This is a genomic window from Winogradskyella undariae, assembly GCF_013285155.1.
GTDB lineage: Bacteria > Bacteroidota > Bacteroidia > Flavobacteriales > Flavobacteriaceae > Winogradskyella > Winogradskyella undariae.
In genome coordinates, this window is the sequence record NZ_JABTEL010000010.1 from 16,061 (window position 1) to 37,028 (window position 20,968).

A 20,968-nucleotide genomic window follows, 5' to 3' on the forward strand; every position below is an offset into this window, starting at 1 on the left:
TGTTTTAGTACTTTTTTGTTTAACTGAGATTAATTTAAACCATAAAATAGCTTTGAACAATATTTTTAATGTGTTAATTTACAAATAAATAGATTTTATCAAGATAATCTTCTATCTATTTTTATTCTAATTAAAAGGTGTAATGCTAAGTTTTAACGAGGTATTAACAACAGTTAAGATAAGCTTCTTCTATTTTTGTGTCATATCATTATATATTAATATCTTATGCTAAACCTACGTATAGTCTTTGCTATAATCATTATGTCTTCTGCTTTTAGTTGTCAATTTAAAGGCGAAAAGACCGGTGACTATGCTTACATAGGTGGTGAAATTATTAATCCAAAAAATAACAGTGTAGTTCTTTTTAATACGAGTGGTAAAATTATAGATTCTATTAGTTTAGATAAAAACAACAGATTTATATTTAAGGTAGATAATCTTCATTCTGGCTTACATTCCATTACACATGGTGGAGAATACCAGATGTTTTTATTAGAACCTAACGATAGTATTATGTTTCGTTTAAATACGTTTGACTTTGATGAGTCTTTAGTATTTACAGGGCATGGCGCTAAAAAAAATAATTATTTACTTAAAACTTATTTATTAGGTGAAAAAGAAGCTAAAAAATTAGTTCGCTATTCTAAAATGGAACCTGAAGCTTTTAAAGCTTTTGTTGAAAAGCGAAGACAAAAACAGCTTGATGACTTTAATAAATTTTTAGTAAAAAACGAAGAATCAGAATTCTTTAAATCTATTGTTGAAGCAAACATTAATTATAATTCTTATGCTGATAAAGAGATTTATCCTTTTGCATATTTTGGAAATAACAAGCTTATTCATATTAAAGATCTTCCAGAAGATTTTTTTAGCCACAGAAAAAATATCGATTATAATGCGACTTACTTAAGTCGTTTCTTTGCCTACAATCGTTTCTTATTTTCTAATATAGATAATTTAGCAATTCATAAATTTTATGAAAATCATCCCTACCACAGTAAATTTGATAGGCATGCTATGGACTATAATAAATATAAATTAGATTTAATTGATAGCATTGTTTCAGATCCTATTATTAAAAATAATCTATTAAAATATAAAGCAAGAGAATATATAAGTTATAATCATACTGAAGCTGAAGCCAATGAATTGCTTGAGCATTATTTAACTAAAAGCACCAACGAGGAAGATAAATTATATATGAATGACTTGGTGTCTTCTTTAAAATTATTACGCCAAGGTAATCCACTACCAAATATTTCTATTGTTAATTATAACGATACGGAACACTTTATAAATTCAATTATTACCAAACCAACGATTATCTATTTTTGGTCCTCTAACTCTAAATCTCAGTATAGAAATAGTCATTATATGGTAGATAAGTTAAAATCGAATTTTCCACAAATGGATTTTATCTCAATTAACGTGAATGACAATAATGATAAGTTTTGGAAGAATATTATTGAAAATTATGACTTCCCTACCATTAATGAGTTCAAGTTTAAGAATTCTAATCAAGCAAGGAAAACATTAGCTGTTAACTATTTGAATAAATGTATTATTGTTGATGAAAACGGTATGATTTTACACTCTAACGCTAGTATTTTTAATTCAAACTTTCAATCAACACTTGATGATTTATTACAAAAAAAGCATCTTATTGTTACACAAGATGCTCTTTAATATATTTTGTTGAAATTGATTTAATTTCCTTTCTTATAATCTGCTAAGAATTTTTCTAAACCACTATCTGTTAATGGGTGTCTTAATAAACCTGTAATAGAACTTAAAGGACCTGTCATTACATCAGCACCCAATTTAGCACAATCTATAACATGCATTGTATGACGTACAGATGCTGCTAATATTTGAGTTTCAAAAGAATAATTATCGTAGATATGTCTTATTTCAGCAATAAGATTTAAACCATCTGTAGAAATATCATCTAAACGACCAATAAAAGGAGAAACATAAGTTGCACCTGCTTTAGCTGCTAATAATGCTTGACCTGCAGAAAATACTAAAGTTACATTCGTTTTAATTCCTCTGTCTGAAAAATATTTACAAGCTTTAATACCATCTTTAATCATTGGTAATTTAACTACAATCTGATCGTGTAATTCAGCTAAGGCCTCACCTTCTCTTACCATACCTTCAAAATCTGTAGAGATAACTTCTGCAGAAACATCACCTTCTACAATGTTACAGATTTCAACATAATGTTTCATTATATTATCTGTTCCTGTAATACCTTCTTTAGCCATTAATGATGGGTTAGTTGTAACACCATCTAATATACCCATATCTTGAGCATCTTTAATCTGCTCTAAATTTGCAGTATCAATAAAAAATTTCATAAAATTTATTTTTAGTTGTTGTGTATAAGTCGCGACGAATTTACAACTTTAAGCTTAGCAATACAATGTACCAATTATAATTTATAATGATTCATTAACATCTTTTCGTATACTGAATCTGGAAGAATTCGTTTTAAAACAATAGAGAATTTCTGAAGAAAAGCACCTACTTTGTAATGAATCTTTGGGTTTTTAGCTTCAATAATTTTATAGATAGCTTCTGCCATTTCTTTAGGATCTCCACCACTATCTACGTGTTCATCCATTAGACTTAATGTTTTTCCGTACGTATCTTTATAAGGAGAATCTTCTAACGCTGGTGCATGATAACGACCCGCAGCAATATTAGTTGCAAAGTCTCCAGGTGCAACATTAGCCATATTAATATTAAATGCTTTTAGCTCCATTCTAAAAGCTTCGGTTATTAACTCTAAAGCTCCTTTACTCGCACTATAAACACCTCTATAAGGTAAACCCATATAACCAGCAATAGAAGTAACATTAATTACAAGACCTGAGTTTTGTTTTCGCATACTAGGCAAAACGGCCTTTGTTACGTTGATAGGTCCAAAAAGGTTAGTTTCAAAATTTCGCTTTATTTCTGCATCAGGGATTTCTTCAATCGGTCCCGTAATTCCTGCACCAGCGTTATTGATAAGGATATCTATTTTAGATTCGACCTTTAAAACTTCAGCAACACATGCAGAGATGGTTTCAAGTTTTGTAACATCTAAAGCTACAATAGGAAATTTACTATTTGGATAATTATTAGGACTTCTACTGGTACCGTAAACTTTAAATCCTTTTTCTTGAAGAAATTCGCCAACAGATTTCCCTATTCCAGAAGAACCACCTGTTATTAATACAACTTTAGACATACTATATTATTAATTATAATTTCGAAAATACAAATTCTGAAATTGGTAGAATATTTTATAAAACCCTAAACCTTTAATTAGAAGGTCTATAAACTAAAAAAATCTCGATTCGCCGAGGCTTTCAAGATTTGAGTTTTGGGTACAAAAAAAGGCAAGCTACCTACATCACACTGCTACAACCATTTACCTTTGCTGCGTTCCCGCCCTGGAGGATTCAACAGGAGCTAGTTGTGTAGGACTTGCCGGGTGCAAAGATATAAACTTTAATTAGTTTTACAATCATTTATTTAAAGATTTTTAAACTGAATTTAATTTAATAACTTGCTAAAAATTCTAATAGACCTCATGAAAATTTATAAATATTTCATTCTTACAGCCTTAAGTTTACTTCTTACAAATTGTGGAGATACAAATGGTTCAAAAAAATCTAGTTTATCTATAAATATAGAGGCTAAATCTTTAATGTTGGGAGACAAATTAACCCTTTCTATCAATAATCCGCAGCAACAAGAGATCACAAATGTTAGTTATGAGTTAAATGGTAAGGCTATTGAAAAGCAAAGTGTTTTAGATCATATAACTTTAGGTCAAAAAACAATTACCGCTAAAGTAACGGTTGGTGATAAAACGGAAACACTTTCTAAAACCATTCAAATTTATAATAACGAAAAACCTTCTTATTATAAGTATGAAGTCATTAACACCTACCCTCACGATATTACATCTTATACTCAAGGATTAGAGTTTTATAATGGTGAATTATACGAAAGCACAGGGCAAAGAACAGAATCTAAACTTAGAAAAGTGAATTTTGAAACTGGTGAGGTTTTAAAAAATATCAATTTAGATGATGCTTATTTTGGTGAAGGGCTAACAATATTGAATGATAAGATTTATCAATTAACATGGCAAGCTAAAAGAGGCTTTGTATATGATGTGAATACTTTTGAAAAGCTTACTACTTTTAATTACGGAACAAGTAAAGAAGGTTGGGGAATTTGTAATGATGGAGAAACACTTTATAAATCTGATGGAACAGAAAAAATATATCTTTTAAACCCTGAAAATTTAAATGAAAAAAGTCATATTGAAGTTTATACTGAAAAGGGTAAAATTCCTAATTTGAATGAAATGGAATGGATTAACGGTAAAATTTTTGCTAATATTTATCAAAAAAATGGAGTTGCCATTATAAATCCAAAAACAGGAGGTGTTGAAGGCGTGATAGACTTTACTCCTTTAAGAAAATTAGTAACACAACACCCTCAGTTAGATGTTTTAAATGGAATAGCTTACCACCCAGAACGTGAAACTATATTTGTAACAGGAAAAAATTGGGATAAGATTTTTGAAGTTAAAATTAAAAAGCAATAACAACATCATGCAAGTATTTGAAAAAACAATTACTGTTTGCGAAGATGATATAGACGATCTTAACCATGTTAATAATGTACGTTATGTGCAATGGGTTCAAGATATCGCAAAAGATCATTGGGCTTCTTTTGATACTTCAGAAATCACAAAAAAATATGCTTGGTTTTTAGTTAACCATTTTATAGAATATAAAAACCAAGCTTTACTTGGCGACAAGTTAATTTTAAAAACTTATGTACCTTCTGCAGAAGGTGTCGCTTCTGTAAGACATGTAGACATTATAAATGCTACAACCAAAAAAATAATAGTAAAGTCTAAAGCTAAATGGTGCTTAATAGATTCTAAAACATCTAGACCTGCTCGTATAACACCCGAAATAGCTGCGCTTTTTAATTAACATTTATTTAGGTTAAAGTTTTTTTAACACCTTTATACTTTAAATATTAAAACCTTTTCTTTAACGCATCAATCAACCTTGACTATGCGTAAAATTACTATTGCTAGCTTTCTTTTCTTTATTCCCTTTTTACATTTCTCTCAAACTTTAAACGGAAAAGTGTACGATACCAAAAGTGTCCTAAAAAACATAAAAGTCTTTAATAAAACTCAGAAGAGAGTCACTTTAACTAATAATGAAGGTGACTTTACTATTGAAGCGAAAGTAAATGATAGCATCTCTTTTGAATCTTTATTCTATCATAAAAAAACAGTAGTATTAAAAGATTTTCATCTTAAAAGTACTTCGGTATTTGAACTTAAAGAAATACTAACGGAGCTTGATGAAGTTGAAGTAAAAGCAGAAGTTGAGCAGCCTATATTTGTTGAAGAAACCTATAATTTAGAACTTCAAAATATTATACAAAATGATATAAAAAATAATCCACAAAAATATGCACCATTAGGAAACAATCAAGGTGTGGACTTTGTTTATTTATCTCGAAAGCTTTATGATTTATTAAAATCTAAAAAGCCTAAAAAGGTTGAAGAAGAAGAGAAAACAATAACTTATAAAAACTTCACTAAACTTATTGAAACTAGTCCTTTTTTTAACAGTCAATTATTAACCAAAGACCTAAAAATTCCTGAAACACATAAAAATCTTTTTTTAGAGTTTTGTGCAGCAAAACAACTCAGTCTAGCATTACTTAAAGACGAAAATAAAATGCAATTGTTAGAAGAGCTAGTAGTAAGTAGCCAGTTATTCTTAATTTTATTAGAAGAATACGGAGAAGAAACCTTACAGAAAGATTAATTGCTCTTTCTTAGTAATGAAAAGTATAACGTAATTTATCGTTAACTATAATAAATCCTAACTTCAAAAGTTATATTTTTAAGGCTTAATTATATTTATCATTTATGAAGCGATTGCTATCCTTTTTACTTTGTTTTGGAATCTTATTATTTTGGAGTTCTTGTCGTAACGATTTTGAATTTTCACCAAGCATAGGACAATTAGAATTTGCTAAAGACACCATTTATTTAGATACGGTTTTCTCAACCATTGGTTCTAGCACTTATAATCTAAAAGTGTATAATCGTAGTGATGATGATATTGTAATCCCAACAATACAATTAGAAAACGGTGAAAGTTCTCTTTACCGAATGAATATTGACGGTTCTACAGGAGTGGAAAATGATGATCAAGTTGGTAAATTCTTCGAAAATGTAGAATTATTAGCCAATGATAGTTTGTTCATTTTTATTGAAACAACAATAGATATTGCCTCTCCAGATTTAGGAATCTTAGAAAATCAATTTTTATATACCGATAGAATTTTATTTGATTCTGGGAGTAACCAACAAGATATAGACGTTATTACTTTAGTTAAAGATGCCGTTTTTATATATCCGAGTAGAAATGAGATTGATGATGATATTGAAGACAATTACATTACTGAAACTCTAACTTTTGATGTTGATGGAGATGGTACACAAGATGAAACTACGCTTCAAGGCCGTTTTCTTACAGATGAAGAACTTACATTTACCAACCAAAAACCTTATGTTATTTATGGTTATGCAGGTGTTGGTTCAGGTAAAACCTTAACAATGGAAGCTGGTGCACGAGTTCACTTTCATGCAGATTCAGGTATTATAGTAACCGATAATGCTACACTTAATATTAATGGAGCATTGAGTTCTGATCAAGAAGCTTTAGAAAACCAAGTTATTTTAGAAGGTGACCGTTTAGAACCTTTATACGAAGATGTCCCTGGGCAATGGGGAACCATTTGGTTATATAGTGGAAGTGAAAATAACATCATTAATTATGCGACTATAAAAAATGCAACTATTGGAGTTCTATCTGAAGGAGATCCAAATGCAACAAATGATAAATTAACGATCACAAATTCTCAAATTTACAATACAAGTAGTTTTGGTATTTTAGGTAGAGCAACGTCTATTAAAGCAGAAAATCTTGTTATAAATAATTCAGGACAGTCTTCTTTTGCTGGTACCTACGGAGGAAAATATAATTTTACACATTGTACAATTGCGAATTACTGGAATAGTAGTTTTAGAGAGTACCCTGCCCTACTCTTAAACGATTATATTGTAGATGAAAATAATATTGTTTTCGTTAATGATTTAACGGAAGCTAACTTTAACAACTGTATTATTTACGGAAATGATAATCCTGAATTTTTATTAGAAAATGAAGGTGATGTTTTTAATTATAAATTTTCAAATTGCTTATTAAGGTTTGACAACAATAATCTAGAAGGCATTGGAAATTATGATTTTGAAGACACTACATTTTATGTCGATAATGTATTTAATGAAAATCCAGATTTTGAAGATGCTTTTGAAAATAAGATGAGAATCGGTGCTGAATCTGGAGCTATAGGAATTGGTAGTTCTAGTTTCTTAGTAACAAATGATATTCTTGGAGATCCTAGAACAGGTTCTATTGATGCAGGGGCTTATAATAATACTTCTTTTGAAGATTAAGTAATGTTAAATGAGAAAAATATAAAAATCATAAAATGGAGTTCTATAGTTTTAATAATTCTTGGATTCTTAATTATACATTTTTTTGTACCTCGACTTATCTCTGAAATGAGAAATCCTGTTGTTAGCTTAATAAAACGGAACAAAAATGTTGGCTTTGATGTATCTTCAACTAATGCGTCAAAATTAAACCAAAAAGAATTTTATTTTAATTCGTTTGATAGTCTCAAATTATCAGCACGATTAACCTACTCTAGTTTAGATTCAGCAAAAGCAACCATAATTCTATTACATGGCATTCGCTCTAATAAAGATCACTTTAAAGAATTAAGCAAGTTTTTAGCAGAAAAGGGGTTCAATTCGGTAGCATTAGATTCTAGAGCTCATGGTAAAAGTGAAGGTAGTTTTTGTTCCTTTGGTGTCAATGAGAAAAAAGATGTTAAAACTCTTATTAATTATTTATCCAAACATGAAAATCTGAATCATTTTGGAGTTTGGGGACAATCCCTAGGTGGAGCAATTGGTTTGCAAGCCATGGGTTACGACGAAAGAATTAAGTTTGGTATTATTGAAAGTGCATTTTCAGATTTTAGAACTATAGTTAACGATTATTTTGACCTTCATGCAGGTTTTAGTTATGTTCCATTTTCTAATTATCTAGTTAACAGAACTGGACAAATTGCAGAGTTTGATTCCAATGATGCCAAGCCCATTGCATATTGTGAACATGTAAATCAGCCGATCTTAATCGTTCATGGAAATAAAGATGAACGTATAAATATAAAATACGGGAGAGCTAATTTTTCAAGAATTCCAAGTGATAAAAAACAGTTTATTGAGGTAGATTCTGCCAATCATTCTAATGTTTGGAAAGTGGGTGGAGATGCGTATTTTAAACGTGTACTAGCTTTTATGAATGAAAACAAAAGCTCTTCCATCTAAATATAATTTTATTCAGACTTATATTCCCATTGTTTTATATAACCTATAACTGAAGCTCTAAAAGCTATTAATTTTTAGATTAAAAAATTAGCTTTGGAATAATTATTGATGAATTTTAATGAGTAAACACTTAAATCTTAAAAGTCATGATCTCAAAAAAAATACACTCCTTTTTATTAATATTTCTTTTAATAGTTTACTCCCATAATATAAAAGCTCAAAATTTAGAACTTATTAATGCAAGTCTGCAATTATTAAATAGTATAAACAATAGTTCTAATTGTGAATGTTCACAAACTCTAAATATTGACAGACCTCTTTATGATGGTAAAATTATCCTAAAAGATTCTACTATTTTGACAGGGAGAATAAGTGTAAATCACCATTTCGATAATAAAATGATTACTGTTCTTAATGAAAACTATGCGTATAAACTCATAGATAATGAAATGATAAAAGAAGTTGAAATTATCAATCATGAAAATGAAATAACAGTAGAAACCAAATTTATAAATTTAAATAAGGATGAGAAACTATACCGATTAGTTTATCAAAAAAATTCTAAAATCAGTATTTATGACTCTTCTGATAGTCCGCAAAATAATTCCTTAGTTGGGAAAGTTTTTGTTAAAGAAAATAACATTATAACGGATACCTGGAACTTCTGGACTTCAGGTCCAAAAAAAGATCTTATAAATTATTTGAATGATAGAGAAGGAACAAATTATAAAATACGAGATTTTAAGTCTTTAAATGACTTATTTGTTAAACTATAGTCACATTTAGTATTATATCTAAAATTTTAAAACCATACTAAAAAGCTTTAAGATGCCATAGGTATCGAACGTTTGTAACAAAATTTACCGCTAATAATTACGACTATAGAGGAGTCGAACTCATAAAAGTCGCAAACACTTTTTATAAACGTTGAATCACTTTGGGATTATATCAAAGACTTGTTTAAAAATTTCAATTAAACAACTATTCAAATTTCAACGTCTTATTTTTTCTTTGCAAACTTTTAGAAAATTATCTCGACCCAAATAAAATCTATACTAAAAAGCCTTTCAAACTAAATTGAAAGGCTTTCTATATTAATATATAACAGGTTTTGACTTCGACTATTCTCAGTCAAATACCTGATAAGTTTAGGTTTATTTAAAACAATTTTTTATAATAATCATCTGCCATTCTAGTCGTTGTAAATTCAGGAATAACGCCATCCATAGCTTTGAAAACAATATCTTGCCATTTTTTAGGCTTATTATAATAAATTGGAATTACCTTATTTTCTAATATTTCGTACAAATTACCGGCATCAACATTATCTTGATCCCAAGCTGGTAAATACTGATCTAATTCTGGTAAGACAAAACTATTTTCTCCATCTATTTCAAATTCAGGAATCCAACCATCATTAGTAGACATGTTTACAGAACCATTCATAGCTGCAGTCATTCCACTAGTACCAGAAGCTTCACGAGTAATTCTTGGTGTATTTAACCAAACATCAGATCCACATTTTAATTTTTTAGATAAGTCTATTTCATAACCTATTAATACAGCTAAATTACTATTGCCTTTTGAGTGATTTACAAGGTGATTAAATGTATCAATTGCATAAAAATCATAAGGATAAGGCTTACCTGCCCAAATAATTTGAACTGGATATTTTTCGTTAGAAATTAATTTTTCAAAACGTTCTAAATCGTGTAATAATAAGTCTGCTCTTTTATAGCCTGCAAAACGTCTTGCCCAAACAAAGGTTAATACATTAGGATCAAATCTTTTTCCTGTTTGTTTATAAACTTCTTCAAATAACTCTTTTTTTAATTCTATTTTTCTAGTCTTATATGTTTTATCGTCTTTGGCTAACCATGATTTCTTGATTTCTTCATCTTGCCAAAACTTCTGATTTTGTGCATTTGTTATCGGTATAATTTCACTAACGCCTTCATACTCTTTCCACATGTCATTTGCCACGATTGCATGTAGTTTAGATACTCCATTTGCTTTTTTTGCCATTCGTAATGCAGAAATGGTATAATTTAACATACCACCATTAACTGTTTCTTTTTGTAATTCTTCTTCAGAAAGTGATCTACCAAAAAATCCACATCTATTCAAATGTCTCGCTTCTCGTTCTTCATTACCAGCGCGTTCTGGTGTATGCGTTGTAAAAACCATCTGATTTTTTTTCACCCCCTGATCTCTTAAATAATAAAAAGCAGGTAAAGCATGCCCTTCATTTAGATGGTATGTATTTGCGCCACCTAAAGCTTCTACCACTTTTGCACCTCCTATACCTAAAATAATACTTTGAGAAACACGAGTAACTTCATTATTATCATATAAATAATTGGTGATCGTTTTTGATAAATAGTCGTTTTCTTCAACATCAGTAGTTAAAAAGTACATTGGTACGGTTCCAAAAACTTCAGGTTTTAAAACATAAGCTCTAACTTTTACATGTGGATTATCATGAAGCTTTACCTCGACTTCAATACCTGTATCTTCAAGAAAATCAAAATGCTTTTCGTTAAATTCAGTTTTCAAAGTTTGATCATCATTTCTTGCTTGATCGTAGTAGCCATATTTCCAAAGTATCCCAATACCAATCATATTTTGTTTAAGTTCTAAGCCAGAACGCATATGTGAGCCTGCTAAAAAACCAAGTCCGCCAGAGTAAATATTGAAAGATTGATCGATACCAAATTCCATACTAAAATAAGCGACTTTCTTATTGTATTCTATTGCTGGTTTATAAGGATGATACCATTTATCATATTCGTTTTCCATTGTATTCTATTTTGTGTCATAAATTTACAAATAAAGTTGCATTAGCTTATATGATATATGTCAGTATGCTAAATTTCAATATGATGCAGCTAGAAAATAAAAAGCCTTTCAAAATAAATTGAAAGGCTTTTAGTTTTAAACCAGACTATATTAGTCAAGTTAAAATATATAAAAATGATATTTAAGCATTAAATAATTCGCGTCCGCTCATTAATTCATTTACTTTTTTAGCAACACCCTCTAAAACAGTATCGTTGTCATAGTTAGTAATTACTTCGTCTATTAAATCTACAACGTAAGGCATGTCACTTTCTTTTAATCCTCTAGTAGTAACAGCAGCAGTACCAATTCTAATACCAGAAGTTACAAAAGGAGATTCTGTATCAAAAGGAACCATATTTTTGTTTACTGTAATATCTGCTTTTACTAAAGCATTCTCAGCATCTTTACCTGTAATATTTTTATTTCTAAGATCAATTAGCATCATGTGGTTATCAGTTCCGCCTGAAATTAAATTGTAATCTTTTGCTACAAAAGCATTAGCCATTGCATTTGCATTATGTTTTACTTGTAACATATAATGCATAAAATCATCCGTTAACGCTTCACCAAAAGCAATTGCTTTAGCAGCGATAATATGCTCTAATGGTCCACCTTGATTTCCTGGAAAAACACCAGAATCTAATAAACTAGACATTTTACGAAGTTTACCATTCTTTAAAGTAATTCCGAAAGGGTTATCAATATTTTCCCCCATCATAATCATTCCACCTCTTGGTCCACGTAATGTTTTATGTGTTGTTGTTGTTACAATATGACAATGCGGCATTGGGTCATTTAAAATACCTTTAGCTATTAATCCTGCAGGATGTGAAATATCTGCTAATAAAACAGCACCAACACTATCTGCAACTTCTCTAAATTTCTCAAAATCAATATCACGAGAATAAGCAGAAGCACCAGCGATAATTAATTTTGGCTTTTCTTTTTTAGCTTGGTCAGCTAACATATCGTAATCAATATACCCTGTATCTTTCTTTACCCCATAAAATGTAGGGCGGTATAATTTACCTGAAAAGTTTACAGAAGAACCATGTGTTAAATGTCCACCATGAGACAAATCAAAACCTAAAATAGTATCACCAGGGTTTAAACATGCATGATAAACCGCAGTATTTGCTTGACTACCAGAGTGTGGTTGTACGTTAACATAGGCAGCACCAAATAAAGTTTTAGCACGCTCAATAGCAATATTTTCTACTTCATCAACAACCTCACAGCCACCATAGTAGCGTTTACCAGGATAACCCTCAGCATATTTGTTGGTTAATACAGAACCTGCAGCTTCCATCACTTGGTTGCTCACAAAGTTCTCTGAAGCTATTAATTCTATACCATCAATCTGGCGTTCTTTTTCAGCTTGAATAAGTTCAAATATTTGTTCGTCTCGTTGCATAAATAAAGTGTTTGTTAAATCGATACAAAAATAGTGAATACATTAGTTTAAATATCAAAAATTATGTAGGTTTGAATGAATTTAATGAACATTTAATCAACAATAATATATGCCAATATCTGCTAACAATCCAGATCGTGCCTCATGGTTACATGTAGGTAAAGACTCAGATTTCCCAATTCAAAACATTCCTTTTGGTGTCTTTTTAACCAGAGATGATATTATTACTATAGGGTCTAGAATCGGTGATACTGCCATTGATCTCGGTGCTTTACATCAATTAGGTTATTTTAAAGACATACCACTTACTGATGATATTTTTCTTCAAGATACGCTAAATGATTTTATTGCAGACGGTAGAAAAACATGGAGATTGGTTAGAAATAGAATTGCAGAGATTTTTGATGTCGAAAATGATACCTTAAAAAATAACATTCCTCATAAGGAGATTATTTTATTTCGTTTAGATGAAATAGAAATGCAACTACCTATACAAGTTGGTGATTTTACAGATTTCTACGCTAGTAAGGATCATGCTACAAATGTTGGTACTATGTTTAGAGATCCAGAAAATGCATTGATGACAAACTGGGTACACATGCCTGTTGGTTATCACGGCCGTAGTTCTTCTATTATTCCTTCAGGAATTCCTGTAAATAGACCTCAAGGTCAAACTTTACCAGAAGGAGCTGATAAACCTGTTTTTGGACCTTCAAAATTAGTAGATTTTGAATTAGAAATGGCTTTTATTACGACTGCTGCTAATGATTTAGGAGAACCAATTCCTATTGAAGAGACAGAAGAATACATCTTTGGATTGGTTTTATTTAATGATTGGTCTGCTAGAGATCTTCAGAAATGGGAATCTGCACCACTAGGTCCCTTTTTAGGGAAAAGCTTTGCGTCTTCAATGTCACCTTGGATTGTAACATTAGATGCGTTAGAGCCTTTTAGAATTGAAAGTCCAAAACAAGATCCTAAACCTTTGGATTATTTAAAAATAAAAGGAAAAAAGAGTTTTGATATTAATTTAGAAGTTGCTATTCAGCCAAAAGGAGCAAAAGAAACTGTTGTAAGTAACTCTAATTTTAAGTATATGTATTGGAACATGGCTCAGCAATTAGCACATCATACAGTTAATGGTTGCCCTGTTAATTCTGGTGATGTTATGGGAAGCGGAACAATTTCTGGTTCTACACCAGATTCTTACGGATCTATGTTAGAAATTAGCTGGAACGGTACTAAACCTGTTACTATGAAAGATGGTACAGAACGTAATTTTATTAACGATTACGATACTGTAATTATGAGAGGTCATTGTGAAAATGATGGTACTCGTATTGGTTTTGGAATGGTAAAAACTCAGTTGTTACCTATTTTTAATCCGAAGAAAAAGAAATAATACAAAGCTTAAAGCGCTAAGCTATAAATTTTAAAAATATAAAGAAGGCTGAAGTTTAATTACTTTAGTCTTTTTTTTGTTTAATTAGAAATCAAGCCCTTCTACTTTGACTCTCAATTATTTCACGGAGTTTATTAGAGTTGGCACGGAGATACTCAGAGCGGTTTTATTTCTTTGAGACTTTGAAGCTAAAACACACTCAACGATACTCCATTATTATTTCACGAAGTTTCTTAGAGTTTACATAGAGATACACAGAGCGGTTTTATTTTATAATTAGATTTTGAATTCTTTGTGATGAATACACTTTATTTTCTTGCTTAGCTACTGTGAAACTTAGAGACTTTGCTACTATAAACAAAAGAAAACTAAAAAGGCGCTTTACAAGTAAAACTTACCCACTCCTTCTTTATTGGATGCTCAAAACTTAAGGTTTCTGCATGAAGATGTAATCTATTTGAAGGCATTCCATATAAATCATCACCAATAATTGGTGTATTTAAGCCTTTATAATGTGCTGCGTGTACACGGAGTTGATGAGTTCTACCTGATATAGGGTAAAAATGGATTCTTGTTTTATTGTTTTTAACCTCTATAACTTCATATTTAGTCATTGCTTTTTTACCATGTTCGTAGCAAACCAATTGTCTTGGTCTGTTGTTTAAATCTACTCTAAGGGGCAAATCAATAATTCCTGTTTTAGATTCAATAACACCATCTAATAAAGCAACATATCGTTTTTTTATGGTGCGATTTATAAATTGCTTTTGAAGGTTTTTATGTGTCCTTTCATTTTTAGCGACTAATAATAATCCTGATGTTGACATATCTAAACGATGCAATAATAAAGGACCTGTGGCATCTGGTAGATATTTTTTCATTCGTGTTAAAACAGAATCTATTATTGTTTTTCCTGGCACGGACAAAAACTCATGTGGTTTATTAAGAACGAGTAGAAAATTATCTTCATAAATAATTTCTAATTCACCATTAAATACACCTGCCGTTTCAATAGGATTAGGCTCAACATCTAAACCTTGCATCATATGCCCTAAAATAGGTTCGCATCTACTGCGGCAAGATGGATAAAACTGCTCATGACGACGCACTTCCATGTTTGGAGAAGTTCCCCACCAAAATTCAGCCATTGCTAATGGTTTTAATTTATTTTGAAATGCAAATTGAAATAATTTTGGTGCTGCACATTCTCCTGCTGCAACTGGAGGATATCCTAAATCTGTACTATTAAAAATTGAAATTAAATCTCTAGTCTCATTATTTGCATTCAAGAATTGATACTGCTCATGAATTTGTTTTTGAAGTTTTGCTGATAACGTTTTACGTTCTAATTTTAAAGTTTCAATCGGTTCTACTAATTCAGATAATTTACGTTCTGCCAATTCTAGCTCAGCTTCACATTTTAACTTTAAATATTTAAGATCAATATTACTTTGTATACTTTGTTGTTTTAAGTCTTCAAAAAACAAAAGTTTATCAGCATCCGTTAATTGCTGTTCTGCCTCTGCCCTTTTTTGTTGTCTTTGCTTTTTTTCAACTTTAGCATTCTTCTTAAAATCTTCAAGTTTCTGACTATTATCAAGCTTCTTATGTTCTAGCTTTAATTTGGTTAGCTCTAATTCTGGATTTTCTTCTAATATTTCAATTTCAACTGTCAATTTATTCAAATAAGCTTCACCTTCCTTATAAAACCCCTGTTGATTTAAAGTATCAAATATTGGCGGTACAAACCCTTTTAAATGATTGCTTTCAGCTAATTTACCTGAAAAAGAAGCAATGTAACCAATTTGTCCTTCAATGCTTTTAACAATCATAACACCAAACATTTTACCTATTTCTAAACCCTTTTTTGTGGTATCTAAACCAAAGTTATGTTCAAAATCTTTTTGAGTATTTAAATAAGCTTTAACTTCATTTGCAGCAGCAATACAAATTGAATGTGGTACATATAAAAACGGAAACGTAAACTGTTTTGGTAGCTTAACCGAATCACTTAGTTCTAATGGATGAAAATATCTATTTTCCGTTTTAAACATATCTTACTTTTATTGACTTGCAAAGAAACGAAAATATAAATGTCCAGTAATCGTCTGTTTGTATTGAATACCTTTTAATATAATTTCTTCGTCATTCAAAATCAATTGAACTCATATATTTTTATTTACTTTGGCATTATAATTGGAATTGCTAAAATAGTAACCTTTTAAAACTCGAGATTATGAAACAATTTTTACTCTTATCAGTACTTTTTTTAGCACTCGGATCTTGTAGTGCAAAAAAACAAATTCAAAGTGCTATTAGCACTGGTAATTATGACGTAGCTATAAATGATGCTCTCGAAAAATTAGAGAACAACAAGGAAAAAAAAAGAAAGCAAGAATACATTGCCTTACTTGAAGAGGCTTATTATAAGGTTTTAGATGAAGATTTACGCGCCATAAAGTCTCTTAAAAGAGATGGTAATCCTGAGCAATATAAAACCATTTATAATACTTATGTAGATTTAGAAGCAAGGCAAACAGCTATAAAACGAGTAATGCCTTTAGAGATTGATGGGGAAATTATAAACTTTAAGTTTAATGATTATAGCAAATTCCTTGTTGAATACCGTTATAAAACTTCAGATTATCTAATAGACCAAGGGATAGCACTTTTAGATTCTAATGATAAATATAAGGCTAGAGAAGCTCATAATATTTTTAATTATATAGAAACTATAAACCCTAATTTTGAAGAAAATAGAAGCCTAATTGCGGAAGCCCACCAAAAGGGAATGGATTTTATTTATGTATCTATAGAAAACCAAACACAGCAAATAATTCCACAACGTTTAGAGGCTGAATTGTTGGATTTTGATACTTATGGTTTAGATCAATTTTGGACCACTTATCATGCTTCGTTAGATAAAAATTTAGATTACGATTATGGTATGCAGTTACAGTTGAAGCAAATCAATGTTTCACCAGAGCGTATTAGTGAGCGACAAATATTAAGACAAAGAGAAATTGTTGATGGTTGGGAATATCAATTAGATCATTCTGGAAATGTTAAAAAAGACAGTCTAGGAAATGATATTAAAATTGATAAAATTAAAAATATAAAAGCACGTTTTACAGAAGTCTTACAAACAAAATCTACACAAGTATTAGCAGATGTTGTTTACACGGATTTAAAGCAAAATAAAATTATTGATACATTCCCCATTGATAGTGGTTTTATATTTGAAAATGTCTTTGGAAGATACCAAGGTGATAGACGCGCATTAAATGCAGATGATAGAACTATTTTAAATCAAAGACAGGTGCCTTTTCCTTCTGATGAAGATATGGTTTATGATACAGGAGAAGATTTAAAGCTGAAATTAAAATCTATAATTGGTTCCTACTCTATTTGAGTAAAAAATCTTCTCAGTAAAACACAAAATCCTCAAGAATAATTTATTCTTGAGGATTTTGTGTTTTATAAATTTAGTTAAGCATAACGTTCTAAATCTACTTCATTTATAGCTCCATGAGAGGTGTGTGATACCACGACTCCATTCTTTATTATAATAAGCTGAGGAGACTGATGCATTACTTGAAATTTATAACCAATCTCATCAGAAACATTTCTGTAACTTAACAAATCTAAATAATGTAAATCAATATTTATATCTAAATTGTAATCAGATACAAATTGCTTCATCACCATGCTACTAATGCCACAACGCGTAGAATGTTTAAAAATAACTTGTGTTTTTGATTTAGATTTCTCTGCAATGGTATCTAACTGAGAAATATCTGTTAACGCTTGCCAAGGCAATATTTTTTCTTCTTTAGGTTCTGACGAACCGAATAATTTCTTAAACATAATTTTAATTTTTATTTATCCTCTAAACTGATCTACATCATTACATAAGTCGTAATAAAGTATTAATCTTACAGTGTCAAAAAGTCATTTAAAAAATAATCAAAACAGACTATTTGTCACTTATTTCTTACAAATTTATATTGGTAAGATATTTGTCTAAAGATAGTCAAACACAGTTATAAATCATAAAGGTGTTGCACAATACTAAAGTATAAATAGTTTCAATTTAAAAATATTTAAACAGCAGTATTAGTGAATAAATTAAGTTGAACATAAATAAGATACCTACTTTTTGTAGGCACTATAAAGATGAATTTTAATAATTACACTATTAAATCGCAAGAAGCCATACAGCAAGCGCAGCAGCTAGCTCAAGGTTTTGGTCATCAGCAAATAGAAAATGAACATGTTTTTAAAGCACTTTTCAATGTTGATGAAAACGTATTACCATTCCTCTTAAAAAAGTTGAATGTTAATGTATCCATGCTAGAACAAGTATTGGACAAAGAACTCGAAAGTTTTCCTAAAGTTTCAGGCGGAGATATTATGCTTTCTCGTGAAGCAAGTAAAACTTTAAACGAAGCATCTGTTATCGCTAAAAAGATGAATGATGACTTTGTATCTATTGAACATTTAATATTAGCTATTTTTAAATCTAAAAGTAAAATTGCTCAAATATTAAAAGATCAAGGTGTAACTGAAAAAGGCTTACAAGCTTCTATTGACGAATTAAGAAAAGGAGATCGAGTGACTTCTCAAAGTCAAGAAGAAACTTATAACTCTTTAAATAAGTATGCAAAAAACTTAAACCAGTTAGCTCGAGATGGCAAATTAGATCCGGTTATTGGTCGTGATGAAGAAATTAGAAGAATCCTTCAAATTTTATCCCGTAGAACAAAAAACAATCCGATTTTAGTTGGAGAACCAGGAACAGGTAAAACAGCAATTGCAGAAGGTTTAGCACATAGAATTATAGATGGTGATATTCCTGAAAATCTTAAAGACAAACAAATTTTTGCCTTAGATATGGGATCGTTAATTGCTGGGGCTAAATACAAAGGTGAATTTGAAGAACGATTAAAAGCCGTCATCAAAGAAGTAACCGAAAGTAATGGAGACATTGTATTATTTATTGATGAGATTCACACGCTTGTTGGCGCAGGTGGTGGTCAAGGAGCTATGGATGCCGCAAACATTTTAAAACCCGCTTTAGCGCGTGGCGAATTAAGAGCCATTGGAGCAACCACTTTAGATGAATATCAAAAATATTTTGAGCAAGACAAAGCTTTAGAGCGACGTTTTCAGAAAGTAATTGTTAACGAGCCTGATACAGAAAGTGCGATATCGATCCTTAGAGGGATTAAAGAAAAGTACGAAGCACACCATAAAGTACGAATCAAAGATGAAGCAATTATAGGCGCTGTAGAATTATCGGAACGTTATATTACTAACCGTTTTCTTCCAGATAAAGCTATTGATTTAATGGATGAAGCTGCAGCTAAATTACGAATGGAAATTAATTCTAAACCCGAAGAGTTAGATGTTCTTGATCGTAAAATAATGCAATTAGAAATTGAACACGAGGCTATTAAACGTGAAAAAGATGAAACTAAACTAAAAAGTTTAAAAGCTGATTTAGCAAATCTTAAAGAAGAACGTAATGAGCTTAGTGCCAAATGGAAATCTGACAAGGAAGTTGTAGAAAACGTTCAGAATATAAAACAAGAAATTGAAAACTTTAAAGCGGAAGCAGAACGTGCAGAACGTGATGGAGATTATGGAAAAGTTGCAGAAATACGCTATGGAAAAATAAAAGAAGCCAATGAGCAATTGGAAAAATTCCAAAAAGAATTAGACGCACAACAAGACACCTCTTTAATTAAAGAAGAAGTGACTTATGAAGATATTGCAGATGTAATTGCTAAATGGACAGGAATTCCGGTAACTAAAATGCTTCAAAGTGATCGTGAAAAATTACTAAAATTAGAAGATGAATTGCACAAACGTGTAGTAGGACAAGAAGAAGCTATTGAAGCTGTTAGTGATGCTGTACGTCGTTCTAGAGCAGGACTTCAAAACCCAAATAAACCCGTAGGAACCTTCCTTTTCTTAGGAACCACAGGTGTTGGTAAAACAGAGTTAGCGAAAGCCTTGGCAGAATATCTATTTAATGACGAAAATGCTATGACGCGTATTGATATGAGCGAATATCAAGAACGTCATGCTGTAAGTAGATTGGTAGGAGCGCCTCCGGGATACGTTGGTTATGACGAAGGTGGACAATTAACCGAAGCCGTACGTAGAAAACCTTATTCTGTAGTCTTATTAGATGAAATTGAAAAAGCGCATCCAGATACCTTCAATATCTTATTACAAGTATTAGATGAAGGACGTTTAACAGACAATAAAGGTCGTGTAGCAGACTTTAAAAACACTATTATTATCATGACTTCAAACATGGGAAGTCAGATTATACAAGAGCGTTTTGAAGCGACTAAAGATATTCCTTCAGCCATTGAAGCTGCCAAAGTGGATGTTTTAGCCTTGTTAAAACAAACCGTGAGACCAGAGTTCTTAAATCGTATAGATGATACTATAATGTTTACGCCTTTGTCTAAAGGTAATATCATAGACATTGTAGGTCTACAATTAAAAGGGATCACTAAAATGATCGCTAAGCAAGGAATTACGTTTGATGCTACACCAGAAGCCGTAAGTTATTTAGCTGATAAAGGTTATAACCCAGAATATGGTGCAAGACCAGTAAAACGTGTGATACAAAAAGACGTTTTAAATGAATTAAGTAAAGAAATATTATCTGGAAAAGTAACAACAGATAGTATTATTCTGCTAGATGCGTTTGATGGACAATTAGTCTTTAGAAATCAAGGTAATTTGGTTGCTGAAGAGCTCTAATAAACTAAGGTTATAAGATCGT

16 protein-coding genes and 1 other RNA gene are annotated in these 20,968 nt (G+C 30.7%); 10 read left to right on the forward strand and 7 right to left on the reverse strand.

Features of this window, described 5'->3' with window-relative positions; all coding sequences use genetic code 11:
• The first annotated feature begins 225 nt into the window (after positions 1-225).
• Positions 226-1,686: a TlpA family protein disulfide reductase gene (locus HSX10_RS13480; protein ID WP_173588761.1), complete on the forward strand. Its 1,461-nt coding sequence runs from the start codon at positions 226-228 to the stop codon at positions 1,684-1,686.
• A 20-nt stretch (positions 1,687-1,706) separates the two neighbouring features.
• Here the strand turns inward: HSX10_RS13480 and fsa are convergent, their stop codons facing one another.
• The 3 genes from fsa to ffs form a co-directional block, all read right to left on the reverse strand.
• A complete protein-coding gene (gene fsa / locus HSX10_RS13485; protein WP_173588762.1) occupies positions 1,707-2,360 on the reverse strand; it encodes a fructose-6-phosphate aldolase in 654 nt (217 codons plus the stop codon).
• A gap of 74 nt (positions 2,361-2,434) precedes the next feature.
• Entirely contained in the window at positions 2,435-3,238 is an 804-nt protein-coding gene (locus tag HSX10_RS13490; protein ID WP_173588763.1) for an SDR family oxidoreductase, read from the reverse strand.
• A gap of 146 nt (positions 3,239-3,384) precedes the next feature.
• Positions 3,385-3,483, reverse strand: an RNA gene (gene ffs, locus HSX10_RS13495) — signal recognition particle sRNA small type.
• Positions 3,484-3,583: 100 nt separating this feature from the next.
• Here ffs and HSX10_RS13500 point away from each other — a divergent pair.
• The 6 genes from HSX10_RS13500 to HSX10_RS13525 all read left to right on the forward strand — a co-directional run bounded on the left by HSX10_RS13500 (position 3,584) and on the right by HSX10_RS13525 (position 9,282).
• Positions 3,584-4,612: a glutaminyl-peptide cyclotransferase gene (locus HSX10_RS13500; RefSeq protein WP_173588764.1), complete on the forward strand. Its 1,029-nt coding sequence runs from the start codon at positions 3,584-3,586 to the stop codon at positions 4,610-4,612.
• Positions 4,613-4,619: 7 nt separating this feature from the next.
• Positions 4,620-5,009, forward strand: a complete 390-nt coding sequence (locus HSX10_RS13505; RefSeq protein ID WP_173588765.1) for an acyl-CoA thioesterase — start codon at positions 4,620-4,622, stop codon at positions 5,007-5,009.
• Between the two features lie 84 nt (positions 5,010-5,093).
• Complete coding sequence (locus HSX10_RS13510) at positions 5,094-5,864, forward strand: BamP family beta-assembly machinery protein (RefSeq protein WP_173588766.1); 771 nt, start codon at positions 5,094-5,096, stop codon at positions 5,862-5,864.
• 104 nt (positions 5,865-5,968) lie between these two features.
• A complete protein-coding gene (locus HSX10_RS13515) occupies positions 5,969-7,564 on the forward strand; it encodes a right-handed parallel beta-helix repeat-containing protein (RefSeq protein ID WP_173588767.1) in 1,596 nt (531 codons plus the stop codon).
• Positions 7,565-7,567: 3 nt separating this feature from the next.
• The gene (locus HSX10_RS13520; RefSeq protein WP_173588768.1) at positions 7,568-8,506 is read left to right on the forward strand and encodes an alpha/beta hydrolase; all 939 of its coding nucleotides are present in this window, start codon (positions 7,568-7,570) and stop codon (positions 8,504-8,506) included.
• Positions 8,507-8,652: 146 nt separating this feature from the next.
• Complete coding sequence (locus HSX10_RS13525; RefSeq protein ID WP_173588769.1) at positions 8,653-9,282, forward strand: hypothetical protein; 630 nt, start codon at positions 8,653-8,655, stop codon at positions 9,280-9,282.
• Between the two features lie 382 nt (positions 9,283-9,664).
• Here the strand turns inward: HSX10_RS13525 and glgP are convergent, their stop codons facing one another.
• Together glgP and glyA are read right to left on the reverse strand one after the other, a co-directional pair.
• On the reverse strand, positions 9,665-11,305 hold the full coding sequence (gene glgP / locus HSX10_RS13530) for an alpha-glucan family phosphorylase (RefSeq protein ID WP_173588770.1): 1,641 nt from the start codon (positions 11,303-11,305) through the stop codon (positions 9,665-9,667).
• Between the two features lie 181 nt (positions 11,306-11,486).
• A complete protein-coding gene (gene glyA, locus HSX10_RS13535; protein WP_173588771.1) occupies positions 11,487-12,761 on the reverse strand; it encodes a serine hydroxymethyltransferase in 1,275 nt (424 codons plus the stop codon).
• 109 nt (positions 12,762-12,870) lie between these two features.
• Here glyA and fahA point away from each other — a divergent pair, with 109 nt between their 5' ends.
• Positions 12,871-14,163, forward strand: coding sequence for a fumarylacetoacetase (gene fahA / locus HSX10_RS13540; RefSeq protein WP_173588772.1), 1,293 nt, complete (start codon positions 12,871-12,873; stop codon positions 14,161-14,163).
• Positions 14,164-14,531: 368 nt separating this feature from the next.
• On the opposite strand, the gene HSX10_RS13545 is transcribed toward fahA, so the two are convergent.
• Positions 14,532-16,217, reverse strand: a complete 1,686-nt coding sequence (locus HSX10_RS13545) for an RluA family pseudouridine synthase (protein ID WP_173588773.1) — start codon at positions 16,215-16,217, stop codon at positions 14,532-14,534.
• Positions 16,218-16,399: 182 nt separating this feature from the next.
• Between HSX10_RS13545 and HSX10_RS13550 the strand changes: the two genes are divergently transcribed.
• The gene (locus tag HSX10_RS13550; protein WP_217363276.1) at positions 16,400-17,575 is read left to right on the forward strand and encodes a hypothetical protein; all 1,176 of its coding nucleotides are present in this window, start codon (positions 16,400-16,402) and stop codon (positions 17,573-17,575) included.
• A 77-nt stretch (positions 17,576-17,652) separates the two neighbouring features.
• Here the strand turns inward: HSX10_RS13550 and ytxJ are convergent, their stop codons facing one another.
• Positions 17,653-18,030, reverse strand: a complete 378-nt coding sequence (ytxJ, locus tag HSX10_RS13555) for a bacillithiol system redox-active protein YtxJ (RefSeq protein WP_173588774.1) — start codon at positions 18,028-18,030, stop codon at positions 17,653-17,655.
• A gap of 309 nt (positions 18,031-18,339) precedes the next feature.
• On the opposite strand from ytxJ, the gene clpB reads away from it, so the two are divergent.
• Positions 18,340-20,946 (forward strand): ATP-dependent chaperone ClpB, encoded by a 2,607-nt coding sequence (gene clpB, locus HSX10_RS13560; RefSeq protein ID WP_173588775.1) that lies wholly within the window; start codon positions 18,340-18,342, stop codon positions 20,944-20,946.
• The last annotated feature ends 22 nt before the right edge of the window (positions 20,947-20,968 follow it).

What these genes read in the sequence shown, in the direction of transcription:
- glgP (WP_173588770.1), bottom strand. Translation starts at nt 11,305, where the DNA reads ATGGAAAACGAATATGATAAATGGTATCATCCTTATAAACCAGCAATA.
- HSX10_RS13480 (WP_173588761.1), top strand. Translation starts at nt 226, where the DNA reads ATGCTAAACCTACGTATAGTCTTTGCTATAATCATTATGTCTTCTGCT.
- HSX10_RS13520 (WP_173588768.1), top strand. Translation starts at nt 7,568, where the DNA reads ATGTTAAATGAGAAAAATATAAAAATCATAAAATGGAGTTCTATAGTT.
- HSX10_RS13545 (WP_173588773.1), bottom strand. Translation starts at nt 16,217, where the DNA reads ATGTTTAAAACGGAAAATAGATATTTTCATCCATTAGAACTAAGTGAT.
- ytxJ (WP_173588774.1), bottom strand. Translation starts at nt 18,030, where the DNA reads ATGTTTAAGAAATTATTCGGTTCGTCAGAACCTAAAGAAGAAAAAATA.
- HSX10_RS13515 (WP_173588767.1), top strand. Translation starts at nt 5,969, where the DNA reads ATGAAGCGATTGCTATCCTTTTTACTTTGTTTTGGAATCTTATTATTT.
- HSX10_RS13500 (WP_173588764.1), top strand. Translation starts at nt 3,584, where the DNA reads ATGAAAATTTATAAATATTTCATTCTTACAGCCTTAAGTTTACTTCTT.
- clpB (WP_173588775.1), top strand. Translation starts at nt 18,340, where the DNA reads ATGAATTTTAATAATTACACTATTAAATCGCAAGAAGCCATACAGCAA.
- fsa (WP_173588762.1), bottom strand. Translation starts at nt 2,360, where the DNA reads ATGAAATTTTTTATTGATACTGCAAATTTAGAGCAGATTAAAGATGCT.
- HSX10_RS13510 (WP_173588766.1), top strand. Translation starts at nt 5,094, where the DNA reads ATGCGTAAAATTACTATTGCTAGCTTTCTTTTCTTTATTCCCTTTTTA.
- HSX10_RS13490 (WP_173588763.1), bottom strand. Translation starts at nt 3,238, where the DNA reads ATGTCTAAAGTTGTATTAATAACAGGTGGTTCTTCTGGAATAGGGAAA.
- HSX10_RS13525 (WP_173588769.1), top strand. Translation starts at nt 8,653, where the DNA reads ATGATCTCAAAAAAAATACACTCCTTTTTATTAATATTTCTTTTAATA.
- HSX10_RS13505 (WP_173588765.1), top strand. Translation starts at nt 4,620, where the DNA reads ATGCAAGTATTTGAAAAAACAATTACTGTTTGCGAAGATGATATAGAC.
- fahA (WP_173588772.1), top strand. Translation starts at nt 12,871, where the DNA reads ATGCCAATATCTGCTAACAATCCAGATCGTGCCTCATGGTTACATGTA.
- glyA (WP_173588771.1), bottom strand. Translation starts at nt 12,761, where the DNA reads ATGCAACGAGACGAACAAATATTTGAACTTATTCAAGCTGAAAAAGAA.
- HSX10_RS13550 (WP_217363276.1), top strand. Translation starts at nt 16,400, where the DNA reads ATGAAACAATTTTTACTCTTATCAGTACTTTTTTTAGCACTCGGATCT.